Origin of the sequence: Aeromonas sp. s6 (genome assembly GCF_040907815.1) — a bacterium.
Taxonomy (GTDB): Bacteria; Pseudomonadota; Gammaproteobacteria; order Enterobacterales; family Aeromonadaceae; genus Aeromonas; species Aeromonas caviae.
Window position 1 is genome coordinate 1 of the sequence record NZ_JBFOCN010000031.1, and the last position, 10789, is coordinate 10789.

Genomic DNA, 10789 nt, shown 5'->3' on the forward strand with positions numbered 1-10789 from the left:
GAAGGTAAGTTGATGACTCATGATGAACCCTGTTCCATGGCTCCAGATGACAAACATGATCTCATATCAGGGACTTGTTCGCACCTTCCCTAACAAAGCGCTGCTAGGGACAAACCTACGCTACGCTTCGGTTTGCCCCAGAGCGCGGCGTTATGAGCCAAGGAGAAATTATGGCAAGACATGAAATTCTAATACTCGAATCAAGAAGCCCTAAAGATATTTATGATGATCGCTTTGAAGCCGGAACACTTAAGCAAGTGCTAAAGTTAGAGGGTGTTGACACAAAACATTTTGAGGTAATAAATCGCGAATATTTTGCAAAAGCTATCAAATATTCTGAAAAGGAACATATTCGCTACATTCATATTAGTGCACATGGTAACCCTCAAGGTATTGCGTTGACTGATGGGGATTTTATTACATGGAGAGAACTTGACGAGATTGCTTGGCCTAAATTAAAAAATACTTGCCTATGCTTTTCTAGTTGTAGTGTTGGGGAAGGTGCAGAAGAATTATTTACTTATCACAAGTCATTTTGCAACGCTATAGTAGCACCAACAAGAAACATCGGTTGGGGGGAAGCTTTAGTAGCTTTTTCAGCTTTTTACCACAGAGCTTTGTCTACTGAGACATCAACCGCCCAGGATGTAAAAGTATTAAACCATATAGTTGGCGCAGGGAGTTTTCGTTTGATTGAGTCACCCTATAAATCCACAACTTACGCAATTGGCTCATAACAAACGCCTCAACAAAGGACGCAAAAAGCTTGGCTTGCGTCACTTCGTTCCTAATTTTAGCCAAGCCTTTTGCGCCTGTTAGGCGGGCGTTAGAACACAATCCGACAACGAGGAAGTTTCCATGAAGATTCAAGAACAAGACCAATACCACGGCCCTGCCTTAATGCAAATCGTGGAACACCCTTCATTTAAGGCTCTTAATAAGGGAAGTTCGAGATATGGACACTACCTCGTAAATGCCGATTGCCATGTTTTCGTCCGTTATAGCAAAGCTGAAGGTGACTCTTGGTCTTTTACCTTTACACCAGAACAACTTGAGCCGATTAATAATATTGTTCAGTCTGCCGCAGATGTTTATGTCTGTTTGGCTTGTGGGGAATATTCAATATGCCTCATTAGCCAAGAGCAACTCGAAAGCATCATAGACCTAGAAGCGACAGAGTCTCAGTGGGTTAAAGCTTCTGCTCCAGAGGGAAAGAGTTTTAGGGTTTCCGGTAGTTTGGGAAAACTCAAAGGCACTATCCCCCACAATGCTTTTCCTAAAAAATTATTTGATGAGTAAGTGTTCTAACAAGTTGCTCAAAACGGATGCTCATTGCTTCGTTCAAACGGGTGCTGGCCTTCGGCCATTTTTGCACCCGTTTTCACTCTCGCAATGGCACCGCTTAGCAAAACGTTAGGCCCAATGGTAATCCCCCCGAAAAACAATGTGGGGATTACCGTGTAATCTTGATCTGATAACGGGTATTTCTACCACCTCCAGGCATTTTTTCAAGGCAGCCTTTCTCTAACAAGTCGGCCAGATGGCGGGTCGCGGTGGCTTTACTGACTTTGGCCACCTTCTGATATTGGCTGGCGCTGATACCCTGCAAGAAGCCGTTCTCGCCGCCGTCCAGCATCCTGTTCAGCACCTTGATTTGCTCAGCACTCAGTGGCTCGCTGCCGTGTTGCTGCCAGAAACGGCTCTTGGCCAAGGTGCGGGTGATCGCTTGTCGGGCCTGCTCCAACGTGGCATTGAGCGTATCTAAAAACCAGATCAGCCAGGCCGTGATATCCAGTCCGCCTTTCTGGGTTTGTTCCAGAGCACGATAGTAATCGGTACGCTGTTCGAGGATCGCCACCGACATGGCATACAGGCGGATGCTCTGGCTGTCGGCCTGAGAGAGCGCCAGATCGGTTAGGGCACGGGTGATACGACCATTACCATCATCAAACGGGTGCAAGGTGACAAACCACAGATGGCAAATGGCGGCGCGCAGCAGCGGATCCTGGCCGGGGTCGTTCAGGCTGGCATTGAACCAGTCGATAAAGCAGGCGAGTGCCTGCTCCAGCCCCTGGCGTGGCGGGGCCTCGAAATGCACAGTGGGTCGATCCAGTCGCCCGGATACCACCTGCATCGGCTCTTCACCGCGTAGCTGGCCCACCCGCACACGCTGTAATGTCCAGTCGTCGGCAGGAAACAGCCAGTGATGCCATTGCAACAGGCGCTCCAGCGTTAGCGGCTGATGTCGATTGTCGATGGCATCGAGCATCATGGCTGCCAGGCCTTCGGAGCGATCCGAGATGGGGTAGGGCTGTTCTTCGTATACGCCGAGGCGACGGGCCAGCGATGAGCGCACCGATTGGGCATTGAGCCGTTCATCTTCAATGGCCGATGAGGCGAGGATATTCGCCAGCAGGGTATCGAGCGCCTGGGCTTGCTGCGCTTGCGTCGAGCCGTGAACGGAATGGGTGCCGAGCAGGATGCCCAGATTGCGTTGTGCGGTGCGCAGCCGTGGCTGTAGCGGTTCATCTTGCCAGCAAAAGTGTGGCCAGCCCTCATGCTGCCAGATCCAATCCTCAGTCATCTGCTTGCCCATCCCCTTATTGTTACAGGTCACGTCACCGATGAGCCGAATCGAATGTATATTTGGCTCAGTATGCGAGCCAAATCGGATGTGTATTTGGCTCACATGGTGAGCCGATAATAACGGGGATCCGGCTCACGACACAACCGGTATCACGTAGAGTTGGCAGGGAGGGCACGCGTTGTTCGTAGGAAGTGGGGGTCATGTCAGGGGAGGGGGCGTACTTTGCTATCGGTTGTCAGCTGAAGCAGCGGATCAGGAGGCGGGGATTATTAATCCCGAGCTCGGTGAGCAACCTTGCCAGAGATTGACCAGAGACGCATAACAAAAAGGCCTCGCATTTGAAGCGAAGCCTTGCAGGGTGTGCTGTCCAGATCTCTGGTATGGAAACTGTCATGAGGATTTTCAATCCCCTGCTCTACCGACTGAGCTATCTGGGCAACGGCGCGCATTAAACCCTTTCTGGACTGAGGTGTCAACCACAGGCCGCAGATTGATGTACCGTTCGCTCGATATCCGAGCAATCTTCCCGTGATTGGACCGGTTTCCCGGTTTTAACCATGAAAAGAGGGGCGCCTGTGGGGCAGGGCGGGCCGGCGGCCAGCAGAACATCATGAAGGATGGCGGGCTGCCTGACGTGCCGAGGGCTGCCCGCTGGCGCCAAGCCGGGAGAGGCGCCAGTTATCTTGGCCCATCGATTGAGCCTGCCGCGCTCTGCGGGTATGCTTTGCCGCACTCATCCCCTGGCCATGGTCCGGGCCGACGCGGCTGGCAGGGGTGACATCCATCCAACACCGCCTGGGGTTTATATGAATACCAATATGCAAGAGTGGCGCGAAGAGACCGCCGCCATCGTCAACGAGCTGCTGGCCGATGGCAGCAACCCGGATCTGGATTACGAGATTGAGCACCACTTTGCCTGCCAGAAGTTCGATCTGCTGGAGAAGGCGGCGGTCGATCTGTTCAAGGCCGGTTTCGAAGTGACCGACGCCGAGGAGATGGAGCTGGACGACGGCGCCACCATCTTCTGTTTCGACGCCATGGTGGAGTGCAAGCTGGACATCGACACCATCGTCGCCGACATCGAGAAGATGCTGCCCATCCTCGAGAAATACGGGGTGGACTACGACGGCTGGGGCACCTATTTCCAGGAGTAAGTGCGCCAGATCATGCACGCTTTGCAAAAACAACAAGGCCACCCTCGGGTGGCCTTGTTGTTGCTGGCTTACTGCTCCGGCAGCTGATAGCTGCGGGCAAAGTCGGCCGGTGGGAGGGGGCGGCTGAACAGATAGCCTTGCAGCCGATCGCAACCGACCTGCACCAGCCAGGCCTGCTGCTCCGGCGTCTCCACCCCTTCGGCGGTGATCTTGATGCCAAGTTCATGGCCCAACCCGATGACGGAACGCACGATGGCGGTGGTGGCCTGGTTGGTGGCCAGCCCCTGGGTGAAGCTCTTGTCGAGCTTGAGGGTCGCCACCTGCAGCCTGGGAAGGTAGGCGAGGGAGCAGTAGCCGGTGCCGAAGTCGTCGATGGCGAGCTGGAAGCCCGCCTCGATGAGGCTGGCCAGGTTGCTCTCAATCTCGTCGGCATTCTCCATCAGCACCCCTTCGGTGATCTCCAGCTCCAGTTGCCAGGGGGCGAGCCCGTGGCGCGCGATGCAGTCGAAGATCTGAGGGCAGAGCTCGGGATCGCGGAACTGCAGGGGCGAGAGGTTGATGGAGAGCACCAGGTCCGGGGCCGCCACCTGCCAGCGGGCAAGCTGGGCACAGCCGAGCTCCAGCATCAGCTGGCCGAGCTGGCCGATGAGCCCCAGCTCCTCCGCCAGCGGGATGAACTCGTCGGGGGAGACCATGCCGAATTCGGGATGGGGCCAGCGGCAGAGCAGCTCTGCCCCGTGCAGCCGGTTGCTGTGGGTACAGATGATGGGCTGGTAGACGGCGGTCAGCTCGGCGGACTTGATGGCGAGTGGCAACTGGGCGGCGATGAGCTGGCGGCGTTTGAGCTTGGCATCGAGTGCGGGGTCGAACAGGGTACAGTGCTGCTGCTGGCGCTTGCCCTGGGCCAGGGCGGCCTCGGCGTGGCTCAGCAGACGCTCGGCATCCTTGGCCTTGCCATGGGCTATGCCGAGGAACACCGGGATCTGGATCCTGTGCTCCTCGACCTGATAGGGCGTCATCAGCTCCTGCTGCAGGTTGCGGCTCCACGCATCCAGAGAGAGGGGGAGCTCGGGCAGCAGCAGGGCGAAGTCATCCGCCGCGACCCGACAGAGCAGGGACTGGGGCGGCGCCAGTCGTTGCAGGCGGCGGGCCACCTGGCTCAGCAGGCGGTCGGCGACCCGTATGCCGAAGCGATCGTTGATCTCGCGAAAATGTTGCAGATCCACCAGCAGCAGGCTGGCCTTGCGGGCCCCCAGATGACGGCTGGTCTGCAGGAAGTGGGAGAGCTTGAGCAGGCCGGTCAGGCTGTCGTAGTGCTGCTCTTGCTGCAACTGGGCCTGGGTGGTGCGCAGCCCGGTGATGTCGCGGCTAAGGGTAAGGATGCCGAGGGAGTTGCCCTCGTCATCCGGCACCTCGACCCGGGTGACCTCCAGATGGCGGCCTCTGCCCTGGGCATCCACCACGCAATACTCCCCCTGACCCAGGGTTTGTTCGACGGGCAGCCGGGGCGGGACGCGCCGACCCAGAGCCTCGCTTGCCACCAGCCCCATGAAGTCGAGAAAGGCCTGGTTGCAGTCGATGAGCACGCCCTGATGATCCTCGAGACGGATGAGGTCGGGAATGGCATCCAGCAGGCGGCGTTGCAGCAACTGCTGCTGGCGGAAGGTTTGCTCCAGCTCCTTGCGCTGATCGATGGCGCTGACCATGGCAAACAGGGCGATGGGGTCGCCGTGCTCGTCATACAGGGGAACCTTGTTGATCTCCATCCAGCTGGCGCCTTCGCCGCTGTGGCAATGGAGCTGCTGGTGCAGCAGGGGTTTGCCGTCGGCCAGCAGGCGGTCATCTTCCTCCCGGAATACATCCCCCCAGGGCATCTCGGCATCGCTCTTGCCAATGAGTTCGCTCGGGTCTTGCAGGCCGGCTTCCCTGGCGAATGCCTTGTTGGCAAACAGGTACCGTCCGTGCTTGTCCCGGCAGAAGATATTCATGGGTAACTGGTCGATGATCTGCTGCAGCAGCGCCAGGGAGAGCGAAGAAGTCACGAGAGCACTCACGGGGGAGACTTCGAGCAAATCTATGATAACAGGTGGGTTTTGTAAAGCCTGGGTTAAGAGTACGCCATTTGTGCGGATCCCTGCTGACAGCCTGTGTCGCGATCGCCATAATAGCCGCCGGTCGGCCTATGGCCTTATGGATGAGAGAAGCAGCATGAAGAAGATAATGGGGGGCGCCCTGGCCCTGTTGATGGTGGGTTGTGCGAGCGACAACAACGGCGGCGAGCAGTATCGCTATACCCCGCCGGTTGCCAAGGCAACCAACAACACCCAGGAGATGGCGATCCCGGTGGATCTGGTGTGGGCCCGTGCCGAGAAGTGGTTCGGCGATCACGGTCTGAACATCGAGAACAGCCAGCGTGGTGCCGGTCTGATGACCGCCAACGTGGAAAACTCGGCCGATGGTCTGGAGTGGCTGGATTGCGGCACCATGGGGTCCAAGGTGGCGCTGGGCAACCCCAACCTGCAGATCAACCTGATCATCACCCAGAGCGGCAACAACAGCGTCGCCACCGTGAATGTCAAGGGCAATACCCAGCTCTACTTCGTCGAGTCCTCCGGCGAGCGAGTACTGGCTCCCTCCATCACCCCGGTGTGCGTCTCCCGCGGCAGCCTGGAACAGAGCCTGTTCTCCACCCTCGGCAACTGATCCTGCCGGGTATCATGAAAAACCCCGTTGCGTGCAACGGGGTTTTTTTATGCCTGCTCTGCGCCCATCAGGGCGTGAGGGGAGGGATGACGAGGATCAGGGGGTCAGATCGCCGTGATAGAGCACATGGTCGCCGGACTTGAGCACATACCCCTTCCAGGGGAAGAGCTGATAGCCGCCGCCCTGCCAGGACCAGTTGCCCTCTTCGCCCTGGCGGATCAGCCGGATCGGCTCGCCCTCTGGCAGGGTCAGCTCGGCCTGACTCTGATCGGCATTGAACAGCACGAAAGCGCTGACGGTCTGACCGGCATCGGTCGGGTTGAGGCGAATGCCCTGCTCGAACAGACGCACGCACTGGCCTGCCAGCGCCGACCATTGATAGCCCGCGCTGCCGATGCAGCCATGTTCGTCGCGATCCGCGCCGACCAGGGGCTCCCTCGGTGTCGTGTTGCAGGCGGCCAGCAGCAGGGAGGCGGCCATCAGGGTCAGGGTGCGCATGCTTACTCCTTGGCGTCCCGTTCGATGACGATGTTGGAGAAGCCCAGCTCCTTGAAGTAGTTCTCCCGGTAATCCTTCACGCTCTTCTTGTCGCGGCGGCACACCTGGGCCAGCTGCTCTTCCATGGCGTGGAAGCGGGTCAGATCGATCCCCTCGGCGGCGGCAACGGCATCATAGATGCTGTTGAACTTGTCGTTGGCGTAGCCAATCTCCCTGGCCTGCTTCTTGTAGGTGTAGGTAATCTTGAACGCCATGGCGTCACTCCTTCTCTTTGGCCTGCTTGCGCTGGACGTACAGATAGAGGCTTTCGACCTTCTCTCTGGCCCAGGGGGTCTTGCGCAAGAACTTCAGGCTGGACTTGATGCTGGGGTTATCGGTGAAGCAGCGGATATTGATCTGCTGCCCCAGCGCTTCCCAGCCATAGTGCGCGACCAGGGCGGTGACGATGGCCTCCAGGGTCAGCCCGTGCAGCGGGTTGTTCTTCTGGGAAGTGGGTTGATCGCTCATGCTTGCGCCGCCAGGGTGGCAAAGGGCTGACCCATGCGGGTGGTGACCCCGTTGGCCAGGTGCGGCGCGAAACCGGCCAGCATGCCCGGGCCAAACAGGCAGACGACTGTGCTGCCCAGCTTGAACAGGCCCATCTCGGCCCCCTTTTGCAGGGTGATGGCTTCGTCGCCGGTGTAGTCCCAGCGCACCACCTTCTTCTCTTTGGTCGGCGCTATGTTGCCGGCCCAGATGGTTTCGATGCTCGCGACGATAGTGGCACCGACCAGCACCAGGGCCATGGGGCCGTGGGGAGTACGGAAGGTGGCCACCACCCGCTCGTTGCGGGCAAACAGGTTGGGCACGTTCTCGGCCGTGAGGGGGTTGACGGAGAAGAGATCCCCCGGCACGAACACCATGCTCTCCAGCACGCCGTCCAGCGGCATGTGGATGCGGTGGTAATCCTTGGGTGCCAGATAGATGGTAGCGAAGTCGCCATCCTTGAACGGGGCCACCAGATCCTCATAGCCCCCCAGCAGCTCGCGGGCGCTGTAGTCGTGGCCCTTGGCCTGGATGATGCGACCTTGGCTGATGGGCCCGAGCTGGCTGACGGTGCCATCCACCGGCAGGGCCAGGGTCATGGCGTCTTCCACCACGGGGCGGATGCCGGGCTTGAGCTCGCGAGTGAAGAAGGCGTTGAAGCTCTTGTAGTGGGCCGGGCTCTCGTGCAGCGCCTCGCTCATGTCGACCTGGTACTGCTTGATAAAGGCCTCGATCACCCTGGTGGTGAGGTTGCCCGCTTCGGCGGCGGCAAGTTTGCCCACCAGGCGGGAGAGGGCGTGTTTGGGCAGGCAGTATTGACCGGCAATTTTCAGGTTGTCAGTGATGCTCATGATCTTCATCTGGGAATGAGTTGAACGGGTCACAGCCGCGCCTGTTGGCGACCGTGGCGGGCTTCCTGCATGGTTTCCAGGATGCGGTGGTAGTTGTGGAAGCGATCGGCGCTGATGGCGCCCGCTTCGACCGCGGCGCGCAGGGCGCAGCCGGGATCATCCTTGTGGGTACAGTCGCGAAACTTGCAGCCACCCAGGTAGTCGCGAAACTCGACGAAGCACCAGGTGATGCGGTCGGCTTCCAGGTGCCAGAGGGCGAACTCGCGGATCCCGGGGGAGTCGATGAGATCGCCGCCGCTCGGGAAGTGGTAGAGCCGCGCCGTGGTGGTGGTGTGCTGGCCGAGCCCCGAGTTCTCGGAGATCTCGCCGGTGAGCACGTCCAGCCCCGGCATCAGGGCGTTGGTGAGGGACGACTTGCCCACCCCGGACTGGCCCACGAAGATGCTGATCTTGTCGGTGAGCGCCGCCTTGAGGGCGTCGATGCCCTCACCGCTCTCGCAGCTCACCAGCAGCACCTCGTAACCGAGCTTGCGGTAGGTCTCGAGCTGGTGCTCGATACGGGCGCGGGCCGCGTCATCGAGCATGTCGACCTTGTTGAGCACGATGAGGGGCGCTATCTCCACATCTTCTGCCGCCACCAGGTAGCGGTCGACGATATTGGTGGAGAACTCTGGCATCACCGCCGAGACGATGATGATCTGGTCGATGTTGGCGGCGATGGGTTTGACCCCGTCGTAGAAGTCCGGCCGGGTCAGCACCGAGTGGCGCGGATGCACCGCCTCGATGACGCCGGCAGTCGCGGCATTGAGGCCGGGGCGCCACACCACCTTGTCGCCGCACACCAGGCTGCTGATGCTGCTGCGCCGCAGGTTGCTGCGGTGGATGGCACCATCGCTCGCCTCGACATCCGCGTGCTGGCCGAAACGGCTGATCACCACCCCTTCGATGGCGGGGCCGAACAGGGTGTCATCTACCACTGTGGTGTGCTCTTTTTGCAGCCGCCGCTCGCGGTTGGCCTGGACGCGCCTTTGTTGACCCAGATTGAGTTTTGCTTTCTTTGCCACGGGGTTTGCCAGTTTATGAACAGATTCAAAGCCAGTATGATACATGCAAATTGGCAAAATTCCGCCATTCCTCCCAATAGAGAGAGCAATCATGACAGTCAGCGCGCAGAACCTGGTATGGATCGACATGGAGATGACGGGTCTGGACCCCGAAGAGAACGTGGTACTGGAGATCGCCACCATCGTCACCGACAAGGACCTGAACGTGCTGGCCGAAGGGCCGGTCATCGCCATCCACCAGAGCGAGGAAGAGCTGGGCAAGATGGATGACTGGAACGTCAACACCCACACCAAGAGCGGGCTGGTGGCCCGGGTCAAGGCGAGTGAATACGACGAGGCCAAGGCCGTTGCCGAGACCCTCGCCTTCATTCGCCAGTGGGTGCCGGAGCGCACCAGCCCCCTGTGCGGCAACAGCATCGGCCAGGATCGCCGCTTCATGGTCAAGCACATGAGCGATCTGGAAGCCTTCTTCCATTACCGCAACGTGGACGTCAGCACCATCAAGGAGCTGGTCCGTCGCTGGCAGCCTGAACTGCTGGATCAGTTCAAGAAGAGTGGCTCCCACCAGGCGCTGGACGACATCCGCGAATCCATCGCCGAACTGCAGTTCTACCGCGCCCACGTCTTCAAAATCTGAGTGGCTGGCAAGGGGTTGCCGTCGTTCGGTTGCTAAAATCAGCAGTTCGGCCAGCTTTTGAGCGAACGGCTGCAACCAGACAAAAAAGCCCTTGCAATTGGAATGTCTGCTCTTATAATTCGGCTCCCGTACAGTAGCGCAAGCAACCAAATGCTGTACGGTCTGTTTTCAGGTTTTGCGGGAATAGCTCAGTTGGTAGAGCACGACCTTGCCAAGGTCGGGGTCGCGAGTTCGAGTCTCGTTTCCCGCTCCAAAATGTTTGCTGATGACGTTCCGATGCGGGAATAGCTCAGTTGGTAGAGCACGACCTTGCCAAGGTCGGGGTCGCGAGTTCGAGTCTCGTTTCCCGCTCCAATCATCAGCACAGCCTCAAGACAATCCATGTTGCGGGAATAGCTCAGTTGGTAGAGCACGACCTTGCCAAGGTCGGGGTCGCGAGTTCGAGTCTCGTTTCCCGCTCCAATATGCAGTGCCGGAGTCACCGCGTTGGTAGCGCATGTTGAGTGCTTGCCAAGGTCGGGGTAGCGAGCGCGAATCTCGTTGCTGGCTCCAAAAATATGTAAGTGATATTCCGATGCGGGAATAGCTCAGTTGGTAGAGCACGACCTTGCCAAGGTCGGGGTCGCGAGTTCGAGTCTCGTTTCCCGCTCCAATCACTTGCAGATGACATTCTGTTGCGGGAATAGCTCAGTTGGTAGAGCACGACCTTGCCAAGGTCGGGGTCGCGAGTTCGAGTCTCGTTTCCCGCTCCAATCACTTGCAGATGACAT

Annotated in this window: 12 protein-coding genes and 5 tRNA genes; 10 read left to right on the forward strand and 7 right to left on the reverse strand. The window is 58.7% G+C overall.

Going from position 1 to position 10789, the window contains the following annotated elements; translation table 11 throughout:
* The first annotated feature begins 170 nt into the window (after positions 1–170).
* A complete protein-coding gene (locus AB5Y50_RS04540) occupies positions 171–737 on the forward strand; it encodes a hypothetical protein (RefSeq protein ID WP_202007500.1) in 567 nt (188 codons plus the stop codon).
* Positions 738–858: 121 nt separating this feature from the next.
* The gene (locus tag AB5Y50_RS04545) at positions 859–1299 is read left to right on the forward strand and encodes a hypothetical protein (RefSeq protein WP_202007498.1); all 441 of its coding nucleotides are present in this window, start codon (positions 859–861) and stop codon (positions 1297–1299) included.
* Between the two features lie 154 nt (positions 1300–1453).
* Here AB5Y50_RS04545 and AB5Y50_RS04550 read toward each other — a convergent pair whose 3' ends face one another.
* On the reverse strand, positions 1454–2596 hold the full coding sequence (locus AB5Y50_RS04550; RefSeq protein WP_234915670.1) for a Fic family protein: 1143 nt from the start codon (positions 2594–2596) through the stop codon (positions 1454–1456).
* 809 nt (positions 2597–3405) lie between these two features.
* Here AB5Y50_RS04550 and rraB point away from each other — a divergent pair.
* The gene (gene rraB, locus AB5Y50_RS04555; protein WP_010675493.1) at positions 3406–3741 is read left to right on the forward strand and encodes a ribonuclease E inhibitor RraB; all 336 of its coding nucleotides are present in this window, start codon (positions 3406–3408) and stop codon (positions 3739–3741) included.
* A gap of 68 nt (positions 3742–3809) precedes the next feature.
* On the opposite strand, the gene AB5Y50_RS04560 is transcribed toward rraB, so the two are convergent.
* Positions 3810–5783, reverse strand: coding sequence for an EAL domain-containing protein (locus tag AB5Y50_RS04560; RefSeq protein ID WP_010675492.1), 1974 nt, complete (start codon positions 5781–5783; stop codon positions 3810–3812).
* Between the two features lie 166 nt (positions 5784–5949).
* Here AB5Y50_RS04560 and AB5Y50_RS04565 point away from each other — a divergent pair, with 166 nt between their 5' ends.
* Positions 5950–6444, forward strand: coding sequence for a hypothetical protein (locus tag AB5Y50_RS04565; RefSeq protein WP_029314787.1), 495 nt, complete (start codon positions 5950–5952; stop codon positions 6442–6444).
* Positions 6445–6540: 96 nt separating this feature from the next.
* Here the strand turns inward: AB5Y50_RS04565 and AB5Y50_RS04570 are convergent, their stop codons facing one another.
* From AB5Y50_RS04570 to rsgA, 5 genes are read right to left on the reverse strand one after another with little or no spacing between them, the layout of a single operon-like run.
* Positions 6541–6942: a hypothetical protein gene (locus tag AB5Y50_RS04570; protein ID WP_010675490.1), complete on the reverse strand. Its 402-nt coding sequence runs from the start codon at positions 6940–6942 to the stop codon at positions 6541–6543.
* 2 nt (positions 6943–6944) lie between these two features.
* Complete coding sequence (locus tag AB5Y50_RS04575) at positions 6945–7196, reverse strand: DUF2960 domain-containing protein (protein ID WP_010675489.1); 252 nt, start codon at positions 7194–7196, stop codon at positions 6945–6947.
* Between the two features lie 4 nt (positions 7197–7200).
* Positions 7201–7449: a VF530 family DNA-binding protein gene (locus AB5Y50_RS04580; protein ID WP_010675488.1), complete on the reverse strand. Its 249-nt coding sequence runs from the start codon at positions 7447–7449 to the stop codon at positions 7201–7203.
* Complete coding sequence (gene asd, locus AB5Y50_RS04585) at positions 7446–8318, reverse strand: archaetidylserine decarboxylase (RefSeq protein ID WP_029314786.1); 873 nt, start codon at positions 8316–8318, stop codon at positions 7446–7448. Before asd ends, AB5Y50_RS04580 begins: the two co-directional genes overlap by 4 nt.
* 29 nt (positions 8319–8347) lie before the next feature.
* Complete coding sequence (gene rsgA, locus AB5Y50_RS04590; protein ID WP_039040203.1) at positions 8348–9382, reverse strand: small ribosomal subunit biogenesis GTPase RsgA; 1035 nt, start codon at positions 9380–9382, stop codon at positions 8348–8350.
* Positions 9383–9473: 91 nt separating this feature from the next.
* Between rsgA and orn the strand changes: the two genes are divergently transcribed.
* From orn to AB5Y50_RS04620, 6 genes are all read left to right on the forward strand, one after another.
* On the forward strand, positions 9474–10019 hold the full coding sequence (gene orn / locus AB5Y50_RS04595) for an oligoribonuclease (protein ID WP_042014296.1): 546 nt from the start codon (positions 9474–9476) through the stop codon (positions 10017–10019).
* A 177-nt stretch (positions 10020–10196) separates the two neighbouring features.
* Positions 10197–10272 (forward strand) — tRNA-Gly (locus AB5Y50_RS04600).
* Positions 10273–10297: 25 nt separating this feature from the next.
* A tRNA-Gly gene (locus AB5Y50_RS04605) sits at positions 10298–10373 on the forward strand.
* Between the two features lie 32 nt (positions 10374–10405).
* A tRNA-Gly gene (locus AB5Y50_RS04610) sits at positions 10406–10481 on the forward strand.
* Between the two features lie 114 nt (positions 10482–10595).
* A tRNA-Gly gene (locus tag AB5Y50_RS04615) sits at positions 10596–10671 on the forward strand.
* 24 nt (positions 10672–10695) lie between these two features.
* Positions 10696–10771, forward strand: a tRNA-Gly gene (locus AB5Y50_RS04620).
* Positions 10772–10789 lie beyond the last annotated feature (18 nt).